The sequence below is a fragment of the Streptomyces sp. NPDC101234 genome (assembly GCF_044767525.1).
GTDB classification, from domain to species: domain Bacteria; phylum Actinomycetota; class Actinomycetes; order Streptomycetales; family Streptomycetaceae; genus Streptomyces; species Streptomyces sasae.
In genome coordinates, this window is the sequence record NZ_JBIWOA010000029.1 from 94047 (window position 1) to 115810 (window position 21764).

The following is a 21764-nucleotide window of genomic DNA, read 5'->3' on the forward strand; positions in this document are numbered from 1 at the left end:
AATCCCGTTTCCCGGAAGTAAAACGGCGGCAGAGAGAGGGGTCCGGGTGTCCGACGCTGAACTGGTGCTGCGCTCGACGCGCGTCATCACCCCGGAGGGGACGCGGGCCGCCTCGGTCGCCGTGTCCGCCGGGACGATCACGGCCGTACTGCCGTACGACACCCCGGTTCCGGCGGGCGCCCGCCTGGAGGACCTCGGCGACCACGTGCTGCTGCCCGGCCTGGTCGACACCCACGTGCATGTGAACGACCCCGGCCGTACCGAGTGGGAGGGCTTCTGGACCGCCACGCGCGCGGCCGCGGCCGGCGGCATCACCACCCTCGTCGACATGCCGCTGAACTCCCTCCCGCCGACCACGACCGTCGACAGCCTCCGGGTCAAACAGGAGGTCGCGGCCGACAAGGCGCACATCGACGTCGGCTTCTGGGGCGGCGCGCTCCCGGACAACGTCAAGGACCTGCGCCCGCTGCACGAGGCCGGTGTCTTCGGCTTCAAGGCCTTCCTGTCGCCGTCCGGCGTGGACGAGTTCCCGCACCTCGACCAGGAGCGGCTCGCCCGGTCCCTGGCGGAGATCGCCTCCTTCGACGGACTGCTGATCGTGCACGCCGAGGACCCGCACCATCTGGAGGCGGCCCCGCAGCAGGGCGGCCCGAAGTACGCCGACTTCCTCGCCTCCCGCCCGCGCGATGCCGAGGACACCGCGATCGCCCAGCTGATCGCCCAGGCGAAACGCCTCCACGCGCGCGTGCACGTCCTCCACCTGTCCTCGTCCGACGCGCTGCCCCTGATCGCCGAGGCCAAGCGGGACGGCGTCCGGCTCACCGTCGAGACCTGCCCGCACTACCTCACCCTCACCGCCGAGGAAGTCCCGGACGGCGCCAGCGAGTTCAAGTGCTGCCCGCCGATCCGCGAGGCGGCCAACCAGGACCTGCTCTGGCAGGCGCTGGCCGACGGCACCGTCGACTGCGTCGTCACCGACCACTCGCCCTCCACGGCCGACCTGAAGACCAGCGACTTCGCGACCGCGTGGGGCGGTATCTCCGGCCTCCAGCTCAGCCTCGCCGCCGTATGGACGGAAGCTCGTAAGCGCGGCCACGGCCTTGAGGACGTGGTCCGCTGGATGTCGGCCCGTACGGCCGCGCTCGTCGGGCTCGACGACCGCAAGGGCGCCATCGCGGCGGGCCGGGACGCCGACTTCGCCGTCCTCGCACCCGAGGAGACCTTCACCGTGGACCCGGCCGGCCTCCAGCACCGCAACCGCGTCACCGCGTACGCGGGCAAGACCCTGTACGGCGTCGTGAAGTCGACCTGGCTGCGCGGCGAACGCATCGTCGCCGACGGCGAGTTCACGCCCCCGAAGGGCCGCCTGCTCACCCGCACCACCCCCTGACCTCCCTTTTCTCCCGTACTCGCAGCTGCCGACCCCCGAAAGGAAGACCTTTGACGGCGATCCCGACCTTCACCGGCGACGCGCACCCCTACTCCGGCGGCGACCCGTACGCGGACTACCGCACCACCGACTTCCCCTTCACCCGGTACGCCGACCTCGCCGACCGGCGGCTCGGCGGCGGGGTCATCGCCGCCAACGACGAGTTCTTCGCGGAGCGGGAGAACCTGCTGGTGCCCGGACGGGCCGAGTTCGACCCCGAGCACTTCGGGCACAAGGGCAAGATCATGGACGGCTGGGAGACCCGCCGCCGGCGCGGCGCCTCCGCCGAGCACCCCTGGCCGACCGCCGAGGACCACGACTGGGCGCTGGTCCGCCTCGGCGCGCCGGGCGTGGTCCGCGGGATCGTCGTCGACACGGCCCACTTCCGCGGCAACTACCCGCAGGCGGTGTCCGTCGAGGGCGTGTGCGTGCCCGGCTCCCCGTCCCCGGAGGACCTGCTGGCCGACGACGTGAAGTGGACACCCCTCGTCCCGCGCACCCCGGTGGGCGGCCACGCGGCGAACGGCTTCACCGTCTCCGTCGAGCAGCGCTTCACCCACCTCCGCGTCAACCAGCACCCCGACGGCGGCATCGCACGCCTGCGCGTCCACGGCGAGGTCGTGCCGGACCCGGGGTGGCTGGCCGCGCTGGGCACCTTCGACGTGGTCGCCCTGGAGAACGGCGGCCAGGTCGAGGACGCGTCCGACCTCTTCTACTCGCCGGCCACCAACACCATCCAGCCGGGCCGCTCCCGCAAGATGGACGACGGCTGGGAGACCCGCCGCCGCCGCGACCAGGGCCATGACTGGATCCGCTACCGCCTCACGGCCCAGTCCCAGATCCGCTCCCTCGAGATCGACACGGCGTACCTGAAGGGCAACAGCGCGGGCTGGGCGTCGGTGTCGGTGAAGGACGGCGAGGACGGCGAGTGGCGCGAGCTCCTTCCCCGCACCCGCCTCCAGCCGGACACGAACCATCGCTTCGTCCTGGCCTCCCCCGCCGTCGGCACGCACGCGCGCGTGGACATCTTCCCGGACGGCGGGATCTCGCGGCTGCGGCTGTTCGGGTCCTTGACGGAGGCGGGAGCGGCAGTGCTGGCGACAAGGCACCGCGAACTGTCCTGACCGGTATTGAGACCTCGCTTCTCAAGCCACCGAGTCGGGTGGCCGGGCGGGCAAAGGGAACCGTCGGGCCACCCGCTACGTTCTTCCCCCGTGACCCTTCAGCAAGAAATCGTCGGCAACGCCATGCAGATGGCGGTCGTCAACCTGCACCCCGGCCAGACCGTCTACTGCGAGGCCGGCAAGTTCCTGTTCAAGACGACGAACGTGACCATGGAGACCCGGCTGAGCGGGCCGTCGGGCAACGGCGGTCAGCCACAGGGCGGGGGCGGCGGCATGGGCGGCATGCTCCGGCAGGCCATGGGCACCGCCATGCAGGTCGGCCAGCGCATGCTCGCCGGTGAGTCGCTGGCGTTCCAGTACTTCACCTCCCAGGGCGGCCAGGGCACGGTCGGCTTCGCGGGCGTACTCCCCGGTGAGATGCGCGCGCTGGAACTCGACGGCACGCGCGCGTGGTTCGCCGAGAAGGACGCCTTCGTGGCCGCCGAGTCCACCGTCGAGTTCGGTATCGCCTTCGCCGGCGGCCGCACCGGGATGAGCGGCGGCGAGGGTTTCATCCTGGAGAAGTTCACCGGCCACGGCACGGTGATCATCGCCGGCGCGGGCAACTTCATCGACCTCAACCCCGCCGACTTCGGCGGCCGTATCGAGGTCGACACAGGCTGTGTCGTCGCCTTCGAGGAGGGCATCCAGTACGGCGTCCAGCGCGTCGGCGGCCTCAACCGGCAGGGCATCATGAACGCCGTCTTCGGTGGCGAGGGCCTCTCCCTCGCCACCCTGGAGGGCAATGGCCGGGTGATCCTGCAGTCCCTCACCATCGAGAGCCTCGCCAACGCCCTGAAGAAGGCGCAAGGCGGCGACAAGCAGGGCCCGACGGGCGGACTGTTCTCGACGCACACGGGGTGAGCGTCTGCGCCCCACCGATGAGTCGCGGGTGCGAGCGGGGTCTGAACCGATGACAACAGACCCCACCCCAGGAAGCAGGCACCCCTCATGGGCAAGCTCGTCTCCACCATGTTCGTCACCCTCGACGGCGAACTCCAGGTGCACGGCAGCGGCGCCCTGGTCCGCTCCCTGCTGGACCTCGGTCTCGTGGACACCCTCCACCTGGTGACCTTCCCGGTCGTCCTGGGCACCGGCCGCCGCTTCTTCCAGGAGGGCGCCTTACCGACGAAGTTCCGGCACACCGGCGGGCGGATCACGGCGGCGGGCGTCTCCATCCAGTCGTACGACATCGCGGGGCGCCCCGACTACGGCTCGTACATCGCGGAGCAGAACGCCTGACGGTGGCGCCGTGACCTCCGTGGAGTGCGGGGCCCGCCCGGTGAAGTCGCCGGGCCCCAAGTTAACTTCCCGAAAACGAAAGGGACTTGACGGGAAATTCTTCAGACTTGTCATTGACATGCCATGGTCTACGCGCGTCATCATTGAGCCATGAGATTCCCCCCACGAATCACCCGCATCGGCGCCGCCGGCGCCCTCCTGTCCGCCCTCCTCGTCGGTGGCACCGTCACGGCCACCACGGCGGACGCGGCTGCCAGCTCGGTCGGCAGCATCTGCTACGGCAACCTGCCGTCGCAGGCGTACGACACGCTCGACCTGATCGCGTCGGACGGTCCGTTCCCGTACTCGCAGGACGGCATCGTCTTCCGTAACTCGGAGGGCATCCTGCCCAGCGAGCCCAGCGGCTACTACCACGAGTACACGGTCATCACGCCGGGCTCGTCCACGCGCGGAGCACGACGCATCGTGACCGGCGAGGCGTACCAGGAGGACTACTACACGTCGGACCACTACGCCTCGTTCGACCTGATCGACTTCGACTGCTGAGCAGCCCGTCGAGTCGACCGGTCCGACACCAGGAACGGTGCGACCGGCCGGAGGTCCGGTCCGCGTTCGGCCGGACCCCCGGCTCCTGATCCGAAGTCATGAATCCGAGCGGTTCCAGCAGCCGTTTCACGGTACGACCCTCGCCCCGCGGCTTCCCCCCATGCCATCGGCCGTGGGGCGAGTCGTTCCCGCTGGAAGACCGCCGCCACGCGCGCGTGGCGCGCCGAAAGTCCACACGAGCGCAACTTTGGTCGACGATCCCGTGCACAGGGCGGTGCCGCGCTCCGGGCCTGCGTAGATTTGTCGACCGTGAGCGGTGACATTCCGGTACGGACGTTCGAAGGGCGACGGTGGCTCTTTCCGTCCGCCGTGATCCATGAACTCGATCCCGACGCCCAGGCCGGCGGCCGGCGGCCCCGCCGTACCGCGCGGGACTGGCTCGTCGACTTCACCTGTTTCCTGCTGGCCGTCGTCGTCGGCGCGGCCGGCGCGAACACCGTCCGGCACGAGGCGCACCTCCCGCACACCCTCGCCGTCCTCGACGTGCTGATCGGCGGCCTCGCCTGCGGCGCGGTCTGGCTGCGCCGCCGCTGGCCGCTCGGCCTCGCCGTCGCGATGATCCCGGTGAGCTTCGTCTCCGCGACCGCGGGCGGCGCCTCCATGGTCGCCCTGTTCACGCTGGCCGTGCACCGCCCGTTCCGGCACCTGGCCTGGATCACCGGCGTCAGCCTGGCCCTGGTCCCGGTCTTCTACTGGCTGCGGCCCGACCCCGATCTGCCCTACCTCGTGGTCGTCGTGCTCGCCGCGCTGTTCACCCTCCTGGTGGCCTGCCTCGGCATGTTCGTCCGCTCCAAGCGGCAGCTGATGCTCAGCCTGCGCGACCGGGCCCGGCGCGCCGAGACCGAGGCCGGGCTGCGTGCCGAGCGGGCTCAACGGCTGGCCAGGGAGGCCATAGCCCGCGAGATGCACGACGTCCTCGCCCACCGGCTCACCCTGCTCAGCGTGCACGCCGGCGCCCTGGAGTTCCGGCCCGACGCACCCCGGGAGGAGATCGCCCGGGCCGCCGGGGTCATCCGGGAGAGCGCCCACGAGGCCCTCCAGGACCTGCGCGAGATCATCGGCGTCCTCCGTGCCACCGACGGCGACGAGGCCGGCGGCCGGCCCCAGCCCACCCTGGCCGCCCTGGAGGCTCTTGTCGCCGAGTCCCGCCAGGCCGGCATGAAGGTCACCCTCGACAACCACGTGGGCGACCCGGCGGCCGTACCCGCCTCCGTCGGCCGTACCGCCTACCGCATCGCCCAGGAAGGCCTCACCAACGCCCGCAAGCACGCTCCCGGCGCCGAGGTCACCGTCCGTGTCACCGGCACGCCGGGAGCCGGCCTGGACATCACCGTGCACAACCCCGCCCCCGAGACCGAGGCCCCGCCCGTCCCCGGTTCCGGCCAGGGCCTGATCGGCCTCACCGAACGCGCCACGCTGGCCGGGGGACGCCTCGAACACCTGGCCACCGGCGACGGCGGCTTCGAGGTCCGGGCCTGGCTGCCCTGGGCAGCGGCCTGAACCGCACCAGGCGACGCCGTACCCCCGTGATGGCGTACGTGATTACGTAGGGGGCATGACCGCGATCAGACTGCTGCTCGTCGACGACGACCCGCTGGTACGGGCGGGGCTGTCCCTCATGATGGGCGGCGCCGAGGACATCGAGATCGTCGGGGAGGGCGCCGACGGCGACGAGGTCGAAGCGCTCGTCGACCGCACGCACCCGGATGTCGTCCTGATGGACATCCGCATGCCCACCGTGGACGGGCTCACCGCCACCGAGCGGCTGCGCGCGCGGACGGACGCCCCGCAGGTCGTCGTCCTGACCACCTTCCACGCCGACGAACAGGTCCTGCACGCGCTGCGCGCGGGTGCCGCCGGCTTCGTCCTCAAGGACACCCCGCCCGCCGAGATCGTCGACGCGGTGCGCCGGGTGGCGGCCGGTGACCCCGTCCTGTCGCCCGCCGTCACCCGCCAGCTGATGCGGCACGCGGCCGGCACCCGGGCCGACACCCGGCAGGCACGCGCGCGTGACCGGCTCGCCGCCCTCAACAACCGCGAACGCGAGGTCGCCGTAGCGGTCGGCCGGGGCCTCGCCAACGCCGAGATCGCCACCGGCCTCTTCATGAGCGTCGCCACCGTCAAGACCCATGTCTCCCGCATCCTGGCCAAGCTCGGCCTCAACAACCGGGTCCAGATCGCTCTGCTGGCGTACGACGCCGGGCTCCTGGAAGACACCCTCTAGGGCTCTCCGGGCCCCTGGGCACCAATCGCGGGGCCGGTGCGTTGTGGAAGTGCCGGGACGGCTTCGGGGGACGCGTCCTCAAGGGGGAACACATGGCGCGAGTGATCGACCTGAGCGAGTGCGGCGACGCGTTCCGCACCGACCCGCACCCGGTGTACGCAGAGCTGCGGGAGCGGGGCCCGGTGCACCGGGTGCGGCTGCCGGGCGCCGACCAGTTCTACGAGAGCTGGCTGGTCGTGGGGTACGAGGAGGCGCGGGCGGCGCTCGCCGACCCCCGGCTGGTCAAGGACACCGGAAAGATCGGCTTCCGGTTCCTCGACGAGGAACTGATCGGCAAGTACCTGCTGGTCACCGACCCGCCTCAGCACACCCGGCTGCGCGGGATCGTCACCCGGGCCTTCACCGCCCGCCGCGTGGCCGAACTGGGCCCGAGGATCCAGGAGATCACCGACCGGCTGCTCGACGAGATGCTCCCGCGCGGCCGCGCCGACCTCATCGACGCCCTCGCCTACCCGCTGCCCATCACGGTGATCAGCGAGCTGCTCGGCGTCCCCGAACTGGACCGCGCCCGATTCCGGAAACTCTCCAACGAGGCGATCGTGCCCAGCGGTTCGGGCGACGAGCACGAGGCGTTCGTGGCACTCGGCGAGTACCTGGCGGAGCTGATCGAGGACAAGCGGTGCGCGGGCCCGAGCGGCGACCTGCTCAGCGACCTGCTCCGCACCACCGCCGAGGACGGTGACCGGCTCTCCGCCGAGGAGCTGCGCGGGATGGCGTACCTGCTGCTGATCGCCGGCCACGAGACCACCGTCAACCTGATCGGCAACGCTGTCCTCGCCCTGCTCACCCACCCGGACCAACTCGCCGCTCTGCGCGCCGACATGAGCCTTCTGGACGGCGCGGTGGAGGAGGTCCTGCGCTGGGAGGGCCCGGTGGAGAACGCGACGTACCGGTATGCCGCCGAGCCCCTGGAGATCGCCGGCGCCGCCATCGCCCAGGGCGACCCGGTCATGATCGGCCTCACCGCGGCCGGCCGCGACGGCGACCGCTATCCCGAGCCCGACCGCTTCGACATCCGCCGCGACAACCGCGGGCACCTCGCCTTCGGCCACGGCATCCACTACTGCCTGGGCGCACCCCTGGCCCGGCTGGAGGGCCGTATCGCCCTCCGCTCCCTCCTCGAACGCGCCCCCGACCTGAACCTGGACGGCCCGGCGGGGGAGTGGCTGCCGGGGACGCTGATGAGGGGGGTGCGGCGCCTCCCGGTGCGCTGGTAGCCGAAGCCGGGCCGAAGCGGTAGTCGTAGCCGACGGTGGTCGTCCCGGCCGTCCTGGCCGTCCCGCCCGTCTCGGCCGTACCGCCCATCCCGCCGGACCGGTCAGGCGAGTCGGTCCGGGATCTCCGCCAGTGCCACCGGTCTTCGCTCGTGCCGGGACACCTCGCAGGCCTCCGCGATCCGCAGCGCCTGGAGCGCCTCACGTCCGTCGCAGGGATTGGCCAGCGCGCCCCGCACCACGTCGACGAAGGCGCACAGTTCGGCCTCGTAGGCGGGCCCGAACCGCTCCAGGAAGCCGGGCCACGGCTTGTCCGCGGGCGGCGGACCGGTCGGCTCCGTCGAGGCCACCGGCGTGCGGTCGTCCAGGCCGACCACCACGGTGTCCCGCTCCCCGGAGAGCTCCATCCGCACGTCGTACCCGGCACCGTTCAGCCGGGCCGCCGTGGCCGTGGCCAGTGTGCCGTCGTCCAGGGTGAGCACGGCCGCGCCCGTGTCGACGTCACCGGCCGCGCGGAACATCGCGGGCCCGGCGTCGGAGCCGGTCGCGTAGACGTCGACGACCTCGCGGCCGGTCACCCAGCGCAGTACGTCGAAGTCGTGGATCAGTGTGTCCCGGAACAGCCCGCCGGACAGCGGCAGCCACTCCGGCGGGGGCGGCGACTGGTCGGAGGTCAGCGCCCGTACGGTGTGCAGCCGCCCGAGCCGGCCCGAGCGCACCGCCTCCCGGGCACCCACGTACCCCGCGTCGAAGCGCCGCTGGAAGCCCATCTGCAGCACCGTCCCGGCCTTCTCCACCTCGGCCAGGGCGTGCAGCGTGCCCGGCAGGTCGAGGGCGATCGGCTTCTCGCAGAAGACCGGCAGCCCGGAGCGCGCCGCCCGGCCGATCAGGTCCGCATGCGCCGAGGTCGCGGTGGTGATCACCACGGCGTCCACGCCCCACCTGAAGATCTCGTCCGTCCCGGGCGCCGCAGTCTCCCCGAGGCGGTGCGCCAGATCCTGGGCCCGTGCCGGATCCACGTCCGTGAGGATCAGCGATCCGACCTCGCGATTGCGGCTGAGCGTGTTCGCGTGGATGGTGCCGATGCGGCCCGTACCGATGACCCCGATGCGCATGGGAACAAGGTGCTGGTGCAGCCCGTGCGCTGTCAATCCGTATGTCCGGACAATCGAACTACACAACTTCCCGCCAACCCGTCACGGGGATACGCTCGGGCCCGTGCCGAAACCAGATGTGGACCCGACCGTATCGCTCGACCTCAGAGTGGACCGTAGCTCACCGGTGCCGTTGTATTTCCAGCTCGCCCAGCAGCTGGAAGCGGCCATCGAACACGGCTCCCTCACCCCCGGCAGCCTGCTGGGCAACGAGATCGAACTCGCCGCACGGCTGGGTCTGTCCCGCCCGACCGTCCGTCAGGCCATCCAGTCCCTTGTCGACAAGGGACTCCTCGTCCGCCGCCGGGGCGTCGGCACCCAGGTCGTGCACAGTCAGGTCAAACGCCCGCTGGAGCTCAGCAGCCTCTACGACGACCTGGAGTCGGCCGGCCAGCGCCCCGCGACGAAGGTCCTGGTCAACACGGTCGTCCCGGCCTCCGCCGAGGTCGCGGCCGCGCTCGGGGTCGCCGAGACCACCGAGGTGCACCGCATCGAACGGCTGCGGCTGGCGCACGGCGAGCCGATGGCGTACCTCACCAACTATCTGCCGTCGGGCCTGCTCGACCTGGACACCCGGCAGCTGGAGGCGACCGGCCTGTACCGCCTGATGCGGGCCGCCGGGATCACCCTGCACAGCGCCCGCCAGTCCATCGGAGCGCGCGGCGCCACGGCCGCCGAGGGCGAGCGGCTCAGCGAGCCGGAGGGCGCCCCGCTGCTCACCATGCAGCGCACCACGTACGACGACACCGGCCGCGCCGTCGAGTTCGGCGATCACATCTACCGGCCGACCCGCTACTCCTTCGAGTTCCAGCTGCTCGTAAGGACCTGAGCGCCGTCTCGGCCCCGGCTGTGCTGGTCGCAATGTCCGGACAATGTGACCGCAAGGTAACCCCCACCCAGGTAAGGGGTGTACCTCATGTTCGATACTGAGGCTTTTGGGGCAGGTGAGGTCGCCTTCGGTGGTCACCGACGGTGAGCTCGCCCGCCCCTCTCGCACGTAGAGAGCACGGCAAGAAGGGCACGGCCTCGTGGCACGGTTTCGGACCTGGTTGGGCATCGCGGTGGCGGGGGCGCTGAGCACCACCCACGCCGAACTCCGCCGTATGGGCATCGACCTCCGGGACGTGGACCAGCCCATCGGCACCCTGTCGGGCGGCGAACGCCAGTGCGTGGCGATCGCGAGGGCGGTCTACTTCGGCGCGAAGGTCCTCATCCTGGACGAGCCGACGGCGGCACTGGGAGTGAAGCAGTCGGGTGTGGTCCTGAAATACGTGGCGGCGGCACGCGACCAGGGGCTGGGTGTTGTGTTGATCACCCATAACCCGCATCACGCGTACTTGGTGGGAGATCGCTTCGTGCTGCTCAGGCGGGGCGCGATGGTGGGCAGCCATTCACGTGAAGAGATCACGCTGGACGAGCTGACAAGCCAGATGGCAGGCGGAAGCGACCTCGAGTCTCTACGCCACGAACTGCAGCGGGGCTGACGAACTGCAGCGGGGCCAGGGGCGCGGGGCTGTGTCGATCTGCGGCTCCGCCGCGTGGGCGCGACCAGCCGCGGACGGCTCACACCCGGCAACGGCGCGGTAGCCACCTTTATGTCCCCCGAACGGCACTCCGCGCGAGCGTGCGGCAGAATCGAGCCCGATGAGCACCTACCGCGACCTCACCGCCCCCATCGGCTCCCGCCGAGCCCCCGTCCTGCGAACGGTGGGCACCAGGGAACGCCGCTCCCACCTGACCGCACCCCGGGTGCCGACGGTGGGCATCGACATCGGCGGCACCAAGGTCATGGCGGGCGTCGTGGACGCCGACGGCAACATCCTGGAGAAGCTCCGCACGGAGACCCCGGACAAGTCCAAGAGCCCGAAGGTCGTCGAGGACACGATCGTCGAGCTGGTCCTGGACCTGTCCGACCGGCACGACGTGCACGCGGTCGGCATCGGCGCCGCCGGCTGGGTCGACGCCGACCGCAACCGCGTCCTGTTCGCCCCCCACCTGTCCTGGCGGAACGAGCCGCTGCGCGACCGCCTCGCCGGCCGGCTCGCCGTGCCCGTCCTGGTCGACAACGACGCCAACGCCGCCGCCTGGGCCGAGTGGCGCTTCGGCGCCGGCCGCGGCGAGGACCACCTCGTCATGATCACGCTCGGTACCGGCATCGGCGGCGCCATCCTGGAGGACGGCCAGGTCAAGCGCGGCAAGTACGGTGTCGCCGGCGAGTTCGGCCATATGCAGGTCGTGCCCGGCGGCCACCGCTGCCCGTGCGGCAACCGCGGCTGCTGGGAGCAGTACAGCTCCGGCAACGCGCTGGTCCGCGAGGCCAAGGAGCTGGCCGCGGCCGACTCCCCGGTGGCCTACGGGATCATCGAGCACGTCAAGGGCAACATCAACGAGATCTCCGGCCCGATGATCACGGAGCTGGCCCGCGAGGGCGACGCGATGTGCATCGAGCTGCTCCAGGACATCGGCCAGTGGCTCGGCGTCGGCATCGCCAACCTCGCCGCCGCCCTCGACCCGTCCTGCTTCGTGATCGGCGGTGGCGTCAGCGCCGCCGACGACCTGCTGATCGGCCCCGCCCGGGACGCGTTCAAGCGCCAGCTGACCGGCCGCGGCTACCGCCCCGAGGCCCGGATCGCCCGCGCCCAGCTGGGCCCCGAGGCCGGTATGGTCGGCGCCGCCGACCTGGCCCGGCTCGTCGCCCGCCGGTTCCGGCGTGCCAACCGGCGCCGGGTGGAGCGCTACGAGCGCTACGAGCGGTACGCGGAGGCCCGCCGCACCCAGGACACCGCATGATCGCTTCGCTGCCGCACCAGGCCGCACCTCCGGACGAACCGCAGCGCCCGCCGGAGACCACCGGCCACAAGGCCCGCCGCCGTGCGCTCACGCTGCTGATCATCGTGCTGCTCATCGGCGTACCGGCCGGCTATCTGGTGATCTCCGCCGCCCAGAGCCGCGACAGCGGCAAGGACAAGGAGTCCAAGTACTCGGCGACCGGCCTCACCGAGGGCTGGCCCTCGAAGGTGCAGCGGCGCCTCTACCAGGTGCCCGTCCCGCACCCGGCCGACCGGATCGCGTACTACGAGACGAACAACTGGAAGACCAGCCGTCTCTACGTCCAGTTCCGTACCAACAGCGCCGGCCTGGACGGCTTCCTGGCGGGCATGGGCGTCAACCGGGACGACCTCAAGAAGAACGACATCAGCATCAGCACCCGCGACCAGAAGATCACCGGCTGGAAGTTCACCGGCCACGGAGCCTGGTCGGGCCTGACGCACACCCAGAAGAACCCGGCGCCCACCCAGGACGTGGTCGTGAACACGGCCGACCCGAACTACCCGATGATCTACGTCGTCTCGCGCACCGTGCCGTAGCGACCGTCCTGCGCGGTCTTGCGCACCGTGTCGTGGCGACGGGCCCGCGCGGTCTCGCGCGCCGTGCCGTGGCGACGGGCCCCGGCCGGCCGCCGGAGCCGATTGTCAGACCCCGCCCGTACAGTCGAAGACGTCTGATCCGACGTGTGGGCCGGGAGGTGGCAGAACGTATGAGCGGCAGCACGGTGACCGAGACCCCTGACGGCGTGCCCGTGCGCCTGGCCGCCGTCTATCTGCCCGCCGACCTCCCGCGCCAGGGCCGGATCGCCTTCTGGGACCCGGCGGGGGACCCGCTGCCCGACTCCGGCCCCGCGTCGGCGACCGAGGACCTGACGGTCGTACGACGGCACGGTGCCGGTGTCCGCCGCCGGCAGGTGCCCGCGCTGACCCTGCCGATCGCCGAGGCCCTCCCGCTGCTCGTCCGGGCCCGCCGCGACCCCGCCGCCCATCCCGCCACCGCCTGCTGGGGCGCCGCCGCCCAGCACGCGCTGCGGCTCGCCGCCCGCGGCCGGCTGCTCCCCGGTCTGACCCCGGCCGGCCACGACGCCTGGCGGGCCGGCCCCCTGGAACCCGCCGACATCGCCCATCTGCGCGCGGTGGCCGCCGCGCTCCCCGCCGAGGGCCACGCCGTCCCGCTGCCCGGCCCCGGCCCGCTCACCCTGCCCCAGCCCGAGGCGCTGATCCGCTCCTTCCTGGACGCGGTCGCCGACACCCTGCCGCGCACCCCCGCCGCGCCCCACACCTCGGGCCGGCCGTTCGCCGCCCGCGAGCCCCAGCGGCTGCCCGACGCCCACGAGTGGGCCGCGGAGGTCGCCGCCGGCATGGACGCGGGCGTGCGGATCTCGCTGCGCCTGGACCTGTCGGCGTACGACCTGTTCGACGACGGCGAGGGCGCGCTTCGCGCGGGAGCGGCGATCGTCCAGGTGCACAGCCTGGCCGACCTGACCCTGGTGACCGACGCGGCCGCGCTGTGGGCGGGGGAGTCCGACGCCGCCTTCGGCCCCCGCGCGCGCGTCGACGCGGCGCTGGCCGTGCGCCGGGCCGCGCGGGTGTGGCCGCCGCTGGACCGTCTGGCGGAACAGGACGTACCCGACGTGCTCGCGCTCTCCGAGGAGGAGCTGGGAGAACTGCTCGGCGTGGCGGCGACCAGGCTCGCGGCGGCCGGGGTCGCCGTGCACTGGCCCCGCGACCTGGCACAGGACCTGACCGCGGCGGCGGTGGTCCGGCCCGCCCCGGGCTCGGCGACCGACGGCACCGGCTTCTTCGAGAGCGAGGAACTGCTCCAGTTCCGCTGGCAGCTGGCGCTCGGCGGCGATCCGCTCAGCGACGCCGAGATGGACGCCCTCGCGGAGGCCCACCGTCCGGTCGTACGGCTGCGGGACCGCTGGGTGCTCGTCGACCCGGCGCTGGTCCGCAAGGCCCGCAAGCGCGAACTCGGCCTGCTCGACCCGGTCGACGCGCTCTCCGTGGCACTCACCGGCGAGGCCGAGGTGGACGGCGAGACCGTCGAGGCTGTCCCCGTCGGCGTCCTCGCGGCCCTGCGCGACCGCCTCACGGCCGGTATCCGCCCGGCCGAGCCGCCCGCCGGACTGCACGCCACCCTGCGCGACTACCAGCTCCGCGGCCTGGCCTGGCTCGACCTGATGACCTCCCTCGGCCTCGGCGGCTGCCTCGCCGACGACATGGGCCTCGGCAAGACGATCACCGTCATCGCCCTGCACCTGAAGCGGGCGCGCAAGGAGCCGACCCTGGTGGTCTGCCCCGCCTCCCTGCTGGGCAACTGGCAGCGGGAGATCGCCCGGTTCGCCCCCGGCGTCCCGGTCCGCCGCTTCCACGGCCCCGACCGCACCCTGGACGGCCTGGACTCCGGCTTCGTCCTCACGACCTACGGCACCATGCGCGCCACCGCGGCCCGCCTCGCCGAACAGCACTGGGGCATGGTCGTCGCCGACGAGGCACAGCACGTGAAGAACCCCTACTCGGCCACCGCCAAGGCGCTGCGCACGATCCCGTCCCCCGCGCGCGTGGCCCTCACCGGCACCCCCGTGGAGAACAACCTCTCCGAACTCTGGGCCCTGCTCGACTGGACCACCCCCGGACTCCTCGGCCCCCTGAAGTCCTTCCGCGCCCGGCACGCGCGCGCGGTGGAGAACGGCGAGGACGAGGAGGCGGTGAGCCGGCTCGCCCGCCTGGTCCGCCCCTTCCTCCTGCGCCGCAAGAAGTCCGACCCGGGCATCGTCCCCGAACTGCCCCCCAAGACCGAGACGGACCACCCCGTCCCGCTCACCCGCGAACAGGCCGCGCTCTACGAGGCGGTGGTCCGTGAGTCGCTGCTCGCCATCGAGACGTCCGACGGCATCGCACGCCGGGGCCTGGTGCTCAAGCTGCTCGGCGCGCTCAAACAGATCTGCGACCACCCCGGGCTGTACCTGAAGGAGGAGTCCCGCGTCGAGGGACTGGCCGCCCGCTCCGGCAAGCTCACCCTGCTCGACGAGCTGCTGGACACCGTCCTCGCCGAGGACGGCTCGGCACTCGTCTTCACCCAGTACGTCGGGATGGCCCGCATGATCACCGCGCACCTCCAGGCCCGCGCGGTCCCGGTCGACCTCCTGCACGGCGGCACACCGGTACCGGAGCGGGAGCGCATGGTCGACCGCTTCCAGGACGGCGCGACCCCGGTCCTTGTGCTGTCCCTGAAGGCCGCGGGCACCGGCCTCAACCTCACCCGCGCGGGCCATGTCGTCCACTTCGACCGCTGGTGGAACCCGGCGGTGGAGGAACAGGCCACCGACCGCGCGTACCGCATCGGCCAGACCCAGCCCGTCCAGGTCCACCGCCTGGTCACCGAGGGCACCGTCGAGGACCGCATCGCCGAGATGCTGGAGTCCAAGCGCGCCCTCGCCGACGCGATCCTGGGCTCCGGCGAGGCAGCCCTGACCGAACTGACGGACCGTGAGCTGTCCGACCTGGTGTCGTTGCGGAGGACGTCATGAGCGAGGGCGGCGAGCAGCGCCCGGGGGACGCGGCCCGACGGGCGCTGCGCGCGGCGCGGGGGCGCGGGGCGGATACCGGGGGCGACGGGCCGGCATCGACCGAGGACGCGGCGGCGGCTCCGGCCGAGGGCTTGGCGGAGCACACGGAGGAGCGCGCGCAGGGTGCCGCCGAGCCTGGGGAACCGGCGCAGGGCGTCGGCTCGCGGGCGCGGGGAACAGCGGGCGTGGCGTCGGGGGAGCGGGCGCCCAGGCCCGGTGACGTTGCGCGTCTGGCGCTGCGGACGGCTGTCGCCGCGAAGGGCACGGAGGACGGGGCCGCCGACTCCGACTCCGGTCCGCACGAGGGCGACGCCGACCGGCCCGGCCCGGATGTCATCCGGACCGACTCCGGCGCCGACGGGACCGGCCCGGATGCCACCCGGACCGACTTCGGTGCCGCCGCCTCCCGCCCCGGGGGTCGTCCCGGTGACATCGCCCGGGAGGCGTTGCGTGCGGCGCGGGAAGAGCGGCGGCGGGCCGCGGCGGAGGCGGCCGAAGCGGCTCCGGCCCGTGCGGTGCGCCCGCCGCTGTCACCAGCTCCGGCAGCCGCGACGCGTCATCGCGCCGCCCGTGACCTGAAGCAGTTCCTGGCGACCGCGTTCCGGATGCCCCCGGACGAGGACGAGCCGGTGGCGCCCGGACAGACCGACGACCGGACGGGCGAGGGAACCCCGGCCGGACCCGTCGACGAGGAGCGGGCCGTGGACAGGCGGCTTCCCCGGGTGACGGGTCCGGTATACCCGCACGCCGCGGCAGCTGCGCATCCGGGGCCGACCGATCACGGGCCTGTGACCGGCCCCCGGCGCCCCGAGGACCTTCCGCGTACGAGCGGGGCGATGGGTGCCGGTGACCCCGCGCAGTCGCGGAGGCACGGCCGCACGTCCACCGGAGGCACGGAGACCGCGGGCACCCCAACCGCCCCCACCACCCCCCACCTCCCCCGCACCATGGCCACCCCTCACCGCGACACCGAACTCCGCCGTACCTTCCCCTCCCTCCCGGCCCGGTCCTCCGCCGTCGGCCCCGAGTTCGCCGAGACCTGGTGGGGCAACGCCTGGGTCCGGGCACTCGAAGAGGGCGCGTTGGACGTCAAGCGGCTGGCGCGGGGGCGGAGTTACGCGGTGCAGGGGCAGGTGGACGCCATCACCGTGACCCCGGGACTGGTCCTCGCGTATGTGCAGGGGAGCCGGCCCCGGCCGTACCGCGTACAGCTGCGGCTGCGTACCTTCGGCGAGGACGAGTGGGAGCGGTTCCTGGAGGCCGCCGCCGACCGGCCCGGGGACATCGCCGCCCTGCTCGACAAGGAGTTGCCGCAGACACTCGCGGACAGCGGGGTCCCGTTGCTGCCCGGACCGGGAGAGCTCGAACCCCGTTGCAGCTGCCCGGACTTCGGTCACCCCTGCAAGCACGCGGCCGCCCTCTGCTACCAGACCGCGCGGCTGCTGGACGCCGACCCGTTCGTGCTGCTTCTGCTGCGCGGCCGCGGGGAGCGGGAGGTGCTCGACGCGCTGTCCCGCCGGAGCGCCGCCCGCGCGGCCCGGGAGCGGCAGCCGACCTCGCTGCCCGGCATCCGGGCCACCGAGGCCCTCGTGCCGCGGCAACTCCCGCCGCTGCCGCCCCCGTTGCCGGTCCCGGCGCACCCCGAGCAGCCCCCGGTCTATCCGGCGGTACCCGGCGGACCCGACCCCTTCGCGCTGGACCAGCTCGCCACCGACGCCGCCGCCCGCGCCCACGCCCTGCTCGCCACCGGATGCGACCCGGTCGGCGAACTGACCCTCTGGCAGGACGCGGTGCGGCTGGCCGCGGCCCGACCCGGCTCCGGCCTCACCGCGTCCACCCGCGCCCTCTACGCGGCCCTCGCCGACGCCGTCGGCCGTACCCCGGGCGACCTGGCACGCGCGGTCGCCGCCTGGCGCCAGGGCGGGATCGAGGGGCTCGCCGTACTCGAAGAGCCGTGGGATCCGCCGGCCGGGCGCTTCGACCGAGCGCGACCGTTGCTCCTCGCCGCCGATCTCCCGGCGTTCCGCCCCTGGCGCAACCACCTCACCCACCCGGCCGGCCATGTCCAGCTCCGCCTCGGCCGCGACGGCCTCTGGTACGCCTACGAGTCCGAACCGGGCCACGACGACTGGTGGCCCAGAGGTACCCCGGACCTGGACCCGGTGGGCGCGCTCACGGGACTCGGGATGTCGGACGACGTATAGGCGCTACGCATTCCTGCCGGTCCCGGGGTATGAATCCGGATGCCCTGGCTGCAGGGCCGTTCGGCCTCGCTCCGATGGCCGCCCGGTGCGACGGCGGCCCCGTCCGCGGGCCCTCGCGCAGGCGATGTCGTCCTGCCCGCCGGGCCGCGCGCGACAGCGTGACACCTCACGCCGAGGCGCTTCAGGGAGCCGATCGGTCGCTGCCTTGGACCGGCCCGAGCCGGCCCGCCGCTGCCATCACCAGCCGGGACAACTGCTCCCGTGCCGACAGAAAAGGGGGTGAATTGCACAGGTAATTGTTCGGTGATGGTCCATGCGCAATGCGTGACAGCCTGACAGTGTGCCCCCACGCCCTGCACGCTGCCGCTTGCCGCCCGCCGGCTCGCCCACATGTCCGCGTTCGGATCCGAGGGTGGTCTCCCAGGGCCGTCCGGGAGAGCGTCGGGAGCCGGAACGGTGTGCGGTGCCACCGCCCACCGTTCCGGCTCCATGGGTGTTTCAGATGCGGTCGCGCAGCCGCCGCTCCCTGCCGTAGAGCCCGACGACGAGCAGGATCAGCCCGCCGGTGATCATGTCCTGTGCGGCCGACGACAGTTGGTTGGCGCTGAGCAGCAGGGCGACCACCGACAGCACCAGCGCGCCGAGCACCGTACGCCAGTAGTCGCCGCGCCCGCCGAACATGGTGCCGCCGACGATGACCGCCGCCAGGGACTGGAAGAGATAGGGGTCGCCGATCGTGACGTTGCCCGAGCCCGAGTAGCCCGCCAGCAGGATGCCCACGCAGGTGGCGAGCACCGCGCTGGCGATGTAGGCGTAGATCCAGGTGCGGTTGACCCGCACCAGAGCGAGCCGGGCGGCCGGCTGGTTGACGCCGGTCAGGTAGAGGTTCCGGCCGGCGCGGGTGCGGGTGAGCACCAGGCCGATGACGATCGCCACCACCGCCCAGATGACGACCACCGGCGGGATGCCGATGCCGAAGGTGGTGCCGTTGGCGGCGGTCAGCTTGCCCAGCCACGCCGGGGCGACGCCGGTGGCGGAGCCGTTGATCCACTTCAGTACCAGACCGGACAGCAGCGCGCTGACGCCCAGCGTCACGATGAGCGGCTCGACCTTGAAGCGGTACGACAGCACTCCGTTGACGAGTCCGCCCACCACGCCGACGGCCAGCGCGACCGCAACCGCGGCCCCGGTGGACCAGTGGTCGGTGCCGCACAGTTCGGCGATGATGACATTGCCGGCCGAGATGAACGCAGCGATGGAGAAGTCGATCCCGCCCACCAGGACGACGATGGTCTGCCCGGCGCCCGCGAGGCCCAGCAGCGAGGCGTTGACGAGGATCGCGTAGAGCACCCGCTGCGAGCCGAAGCCCTCGATGGTGCTCAGGCCGTAGATGTACAGCGCGGTGAGGGCGAGCAGTTGGAGCAGCGGGACCCGGCGCTGCCACTCGTTGAGCGTGTGGAGCAGGGGAACCCCGCCCCCTCCCGTCGTGGGGTCCGCGACCGCGGTCTCTGTGGTCATGCGACGGCCCTCCTGCGGGCGTTGGTCAACACGGCGCCCACGACCACGGCGAAGAGCAGCATCGCGCCGTAGATCGCGGTGGACCACAGGGTGGACACCCTCACCACGTTGAGCAGGTTGTTGATCAGGTAGATGCCGGCCGCGCCGAGCAGCGAGCCGAGCAGGGAGCCCCGGCCGCCGGCCAGCGAGGTGCCGCCCAGGGCCACCGCGGCGATGGCGAGCAGGGTGTACTGCGCGGACATGCTGGCCGCGCCCTCGCTGATGAGGGACATCAGGGCGATTCCGGCGATGCCCGCGTAGAGCCCGCCGAGGGAGTACGCGGCGATCCGGACCTTCGGCACGTTCACACCGGCGGAGAAGGCGGTGGCGTCGTCGCCGCCGACCGCGTACAGCGCCTTGACGAACGGCGTCCGGGACAGGGCCCACCAGATCAGCAGCGGGGCTCCGATGGTCAGCAGGGCGCCGGGGACCGGGCCGAAGGAGCCGGCCAGGTCCTTGGTCCACGAGGTGCTGCCGGAGGGGACGGTGTCGCCCTGTACCTGGGTGGCCAGACCGCCGATGACGATGTTGGCGCAGAGCGTGGCCACGACCGGCTGGAAGCGCAGTACGGCCACGAGGACGCCGTTGACCGCGCCGATCGCGGCGCCGATCGCCAGACAGACGGGGATCACCACGAAGGGCGAAGTGAGGCCGTTCGGGAGCAGGTTCGCCACGATGACGATGTCGATCAGGGTCAGCAGCGGGCCGATCGAGATGTCGATGCCGCCGCCGCCCGAGAGGATCGCCGGGGTGCTGGCCATCGCCGCGACGGCCAGCGGTGCGAAGGACGCGAGCACCGCCGCCCAGTTGCCGAAGGCCAGGAACGCCGGCTGGAGGGCGGTGTTGACCACCAGCAGGAGCAGTGCGAGCAGCCCGGCGAACGCGTACGGGCGCTTGCCGAGCAGGCCCCGCAGGAAATCGAGGGCATTCATGAGTCACCATCCGGGGAGGCGGAGCCGGCGACCGATGAGGTGACCGTGCGGCCGAAGAACGCGGCGACCAGGGACTGACGGGTCAGGGACCGGCGGTCGAGGGTCGTGGAGTGCGAGCCCTCACGGAAGACCAGGACGCGGTCCATGAGCTCGATGTGCTCGTCGACCTCCGTGGAGAGCATGACGACCGCGACACCGCGCGCGGTCAGCTCGTCGAGGAGGGCGTAGATGTCACGCTTGGCGCCGATGTCCACGCCCCGGGTGGGGTCGTTGAGCAGGAGCACGTCCGGGCGGCGGGCGAGCCAGCGGGCGATGACGACCTTCTGCTGGTTGCCGCCGGACAGGGTGGTGACGGGGTCGGACTCGCGGCCCATCCGGACCTTGAGGCCGGAGCGGTACTCCGCGAAGCGGCCCAGCGAGGAGGTCCGCGACAGCAGCCCGAAGCGGGTGTCCTTGTCCTGGGTCGCGGCCGAGAAGTTCTCCCGGATGGAGAGCGTCCCGAACAGGGCCTCGCCGCGCCGGTCGCGCGGTACGTACCCGATGCCGGCCGCCGCCGCCCGCTGCTCCGAGCGGATCTCGGTCTCGCCGCCCACCTCCACGCGGGCGACGGACCCCTCGCCCGCAGGGCCGTGCCACAGCGCCTTGATGAAGGCGTCCTGGCCGTGGCCCTCGAGGCCGGCCAGGCCGACCATCTCCCCGGCCCGCAGCTCGAAGTCGACCGGGTCGGCGTCCGTCCGCAGCCGCAGCCCCCGTACCCGCAGCAGTACCGGCGCGTCGGCGGCGGGGCCGCTGCGGTGCGCCAGCGCGCCGCCCTCGGGGATGTCGGTGAGGTGTTCGGCACCGGTCATCAGGCGCACCAGTTCGGCCGTGGTGGCGTCCTCGGCCTCCAGGGTGGCCACCGACTCGCCCGAGCGCAGGACGGACACCCGGTCGGAGATCGCGTCGACCTCGTCCATGCGGTGGGAGACGAACAGCACGGCCATGCCGGCCGCCTTGCGCCGGGCGATGGCCTCGAAGAGCCGGTCCCGGGTGGCCACGTCGAGCGCGCTGGTGGCCTCGTCCAGGATCAGCACCCTGGGCTCGCGGACCAGCGCGCGGGCGATGCCGCAGGCCTGCCGGTCGCTCAGCGAGAGCTGTTCGACCGGGGTGTCCAGGTCGGGTGCCTCACCGAGCAGTTCGCTCAGCACGGCGGCGGCCCTTTCCCGCTTGTCCGCCTCGGAGATCTTCCGCCGGAAGACCCCGTCGGCGCCGAGCCAGACGTTCTCCAGCACCGAGCGGGGGCCGACCACCAGAACCTCCTGGTAGACGGCCATCACCCCGGCCGCGATCGCCGCCGCGGGGCCGCCGAGGCGGACCGCACGGCCGCCGACCTGGTAGCCGCCGGAGTCCGGGGCGTGCACCCCGGTGAGTATCTTGACCAGGGTGCTCTTGCCGGACCCGTTCTCGCCCATCAGGGCATGGACCTCGCCTGCCAGAAGCCGGAGCGAACAGGACCGCAAGGCCCTGGTCGCCCCGAACGACTTGGCGAGACCGGTGACTTCGAGGGCCACCTGGCTCTGCTCGCTCAACGTACTTGCTC

Annotated in this window: 16 protein-coding genes and 2 pseudogenes; 14 read left to right on the plus strand and 4 right to left on the minus strand. The window is 72.5% G+C overall.

Annotated features, from left to right (window positions below):
- Positions 1 to 46: 46 nt before the first annotated feature.
- The 8 genes and pseudogenes from allB to ACIRR9_RS40115 all read left to right on the plus strand — a co-directional run bounded on the left by allB (position 47) and on the right by ACIRR9_RS40115 (position 7941).
- Positions 47 to 1390: an allantoinase AllB gene (gene allB / locus ACIRR9_RS40080; protein ID WP_403762773.1), complete on the plus strand. Its 1344-nt coding sequence runs from the start codon at positions 47 to 49 to the stop codon at positions 1388 to 1390.
- Between the two features lie 50 nt (positions 1391 to 1440).
- Complete coding sequence (alc, locus tag ACIRR9_RS40085; RefSeq protein WP_403762776.1) at positions 1441 to 2553, plus strand: allantoicase; 1113 nt, start codon at positions 1441 to 1443, stop codon at positions 2551 to 2553.
- A 90-nt stretch (positions 2554 to 2643) separates the two neighbouring features.
- A complete protein-coding gene (locus ACIRR9_RS40090; RefSeq protein WP_123972859.1) occupies positions 2644 to 3456 on the plus strand; it encodes an AIM24 family protein in 813 nt (270 codons plus the stop codon).
- A 120-nt stretch (positions 3457 to 3576) separates the two neighbouring features.
- Positions 3577 to 3834 (plus strand): annotated as a pseudogene (locus ACIRR9_RS40095) (dihydrofolate reductase family protein); the annotation flags it as partial.
- A 150-nt stretch (positions 3835 to 3984) separates the two neighbouring features.
- Complete coding sequence (locus ACIRR9_RS40100) at positions 3985 to 4380, plus strand: ribonuclease domain-containing protein (RefSeq protein ID WP_403762779.1); 396 nt, start codon at positions 3985 to 3987, stop codon at positions 4378 to 4380.
- 309 nt (positions 4381 to 4689) lie between these two features.
- Entirely contained in the window at positions 4690 to 5940 is a 1251-nt protein-coding gene (locus ACIRR9_RS40105; protein WP_403762782.1) for a histidine kinase, read from the plus strand.
- A 55-nt stretch (positions 5941 to 5995) separates the two neighbouring features.
- Positions 5996 to 6664: a response regulator gene (locus ACIRR9_RS40110; RefSeq protein WP_403762785.1), complete on the plus strand. Its 669-nt coding sequence runs from the start codon at positions 5996 to 5998 to the stop codon at positions 6662 to 6664.
- Positions 6665 to 6756: 92 nt separating this feature from the next.
- Complete coding sequence (locus tag ACIRR9_RS40115; RefSeq protein WP_403762788.1) at positions 6757 to 7941, plus strand: cytochrome P450; 1185 nt, start codon at positions 6757 to 6759, stop codon at positions 7939 to 7941.
- Between the two features lie 101 nt (positions 7942 to 8042).
- On the opposite strand, the gene ACIRR9_RS40120 is transcribed toward ACIRR9_RS40115, so the two are convergent.
- Positions 8043 to 9053: a Gfo/Idh/MocA family oxidoreductase gene (locus ACIRR9_RS40120; RefSeq protein ID WP_123972605.1), complete on the minus strand. Its 1011-nt coding sequence runs from the start codon at positions 9051 to 9053 to the stop codon at positions 8043 to 8045.
- Positions 9054 to 9171: 118 nt separating this feature from the next.
- Between ACIRR9_RS40120 and ACIRR9_RS40125 the strand changes: the two genes are divergently transcribed.
- The 6 genes and pseudogenes from ACIRR9_RS40125 to ACIRR9_RS40150 all read left to right on the plus strand — a co-directional run bounded on the left by ACIRR9_RS40125 (position 9172) and on the right by ACIRR9_RS40150 (position 17696).
- Positions 9172 to 9921 (plus strand): GntR family transcriptional regulator, encoded by a 750-nt coding sequence (locus ACIRR9_RS40125; RefSeq protein ID WP_365346646.1) that lies wholly within the window; start codon positions 9172 to 9174, stop codon positions 9919 to 9921.
- A gap of 250 nt (positions 9922 to 10171) precedes the next feature.
- Positions 10172 to 10576, plus strand: a pseudogene (locus ACIRR9_RS40130) (ATP-binding cassette domain-containing protein); the annotation flags it as partial.
- A gap of 160 nt (positions 10577 to 10736) precedes the next feature.
- Positions 10737 to 11882, plus strand: a complete 1146-nt coding sequence (locus ACIRR9_RS40135; RefSeq protein WP_123972604.1) for an ROK family glucokinase — start codon at positions 10737 to 10739, stop codon at positions 11880 to 11882.
- Positions 11879 to 12460 (plus strand): sugar kinase, encoded by a 582-nt coding sequence (locus ACIRR9_RS40140; protein ID WP_403762792.1) that lies wholly within the window; start codon positions 11879 to 11881, stop codon positions 12458 to 12460. The genes ACIRR9_RS40135 and ACIRR9_RS40140 overlap by 4 nt, the downstream gene beginning before the upstream one ends.
- A 170-nt stretch (positions 12461 to 12630) precedes the next feature.
- Positions 12631 to 15453, plus strand: a complete 2823-nt coding sequence (locus ACIRR9_RS40145; RefSeq protein ID WP_403762795.1) for an SNF2-related protein — start codon at positions 12631 to 12633, stop codon at positions 15451 to 15453.
- A complete protein-coding gene (locus tag ACIRR9_RS40150) occupies positions 15450 to 17696 on the plus strand; it encodes an SWIM zinc finger family protein (RefSeq protein WP_403762798.1) in 2247 nt (748 codons plus the stop codon). The genes ACIRR9_RS40145 and ACIRR9_RS40150 overlap by 4 nt, the downstream gene beginning before the upstream one ends.
- Positions 17697 to 18194: 498 nt before the next feature.
- On the opposite strand, the gene ACIRR9_RS40155 is transcribed toward ACIRR9_RS40150, so the two are convergent.
- Genes ACIRR9_RS40155 through ACIRR9_RS40165 form a run of 3 tightly spaced genes read right to left on the minus strand, consistent with a single transcriptional unit; the run spans position 18195 to position 21753 of the window.
- Positions 18195 to 19214, minus strand: a complete 1020-nt coding sequence (locus ACIRR9_RS40155; RefSeq protein ID WP_403762801.1) for an ABC transporter permease — start codon at positions 19212 to 19214, stop codon at positions 18195 to 18197.
- Positions 19211 to 20185, minus strand: coding sequence for an ABC transporter permease (locus ACIRR9_RS40160; protein ID WP_403762804.1), 975 nt, complete (start codon positions 20183 to 20185; stop codon positions 19211 to 19213). The genes ACIRR9_RS40155 and ACIRR9_RS40160 overlap by 4 nt, the downstream gene beginning before the upstream one ends.
- Entirely contained in the window at positions 20182 to 21753 is a 1572-nt protein-coding gene (locus ACIRR9_RS40165; RefSeq protein WP_403762807.1) for a sugar ABC transporter ATP-binding protein, read from the minus strand. Before ACIRR9_RS40165 ends, ACIRR9_RS40160 begins: the two co-directional genes overlap by 4 nt.
- Between the last annotated feature and the right edge of the window lie 11 nt (positions 21754 to 21764).

What these genes read in the sequence shown, in the direction of transcription:
- ACIRR9_RS40100 (WP_403762779.1), top strand. Translation starts at nt 3,985, where the DNA reads ATGAGATTCCCCCCACGAATCACCCGCATCGGCGCCGCCGGCGCCCTC.
- ACIRR9_RS40110 (WP_403762785.1), top strand. Translation starts at nt 5,996, where the DNA reads ATGACCGCGATCAGACTGCTGCTCGTCGACGACGACCCGCTGGTACGG.
- ACIRR9_RS40115 (WP_403762788.1), top strand. Translation starts at nt 6,757, where the DNA reads ATGGCGCGAGTGATCGACCTGAGCGAGTGCGGCGACGCGTTCCGCACC.
- ACIRR9_RS40120 (WP_123972605.1), bottom strand. Translation starts at nt 9,053, where the DNA reads ATGCGCATCGGGGTCATCGGTACGGGCCGCATCGGCACCATCCACGCG.
- ACIRR9_RS40135 (WP_123972604.1), top strand. Translation starts at nt 10,737, where the DNA reads ATGAGCACCTACCGCGACCTCACCGCCCCCATCGGCTCCCGCCGAGCC.
- ACIRR9_RS40140 (WP_403762792.1), top strand. Translation starts at nt 11,879, where the DNA reads ATGATCGCTTCGCTGCCGCACCAGGCCGCACCTCCGGACGAACCGCAG.
- ACIRR9_RS40145 (WP_403762795.1), top strand. Translation starts at nt 12,631, where the DNA reads ATGAGCGGCAGCACGGTGACCGAGACCCCTGACGGCGTGCCCGTGCGC.
- ACIRR9_RS40150 (WP_403762798.1), top strand. Translation starts at nt 15,450, where the DNA reads ATGAGCGAGGGCGGCGAGCAGCGCCCGGGGGACGCGGCCCGACGGGCG.
- ACIRR9_RS40155 (WP_403762801.1), bottom strand. Translation starts at nt 19,214, where the DNA reads ATGACCACAGAGACCGCGGTCGCGGACCCCACGACGGGAGGGGGCGGG.
- ACIRR9_RS40160 (WP_403762804.1), bottom strand. Translation starts at nt 20,185, where the DNA reads ATGAATGCCCTCGATTTCCTGCGGGGCCTGCTCGGCAAGCGCCCGTAC.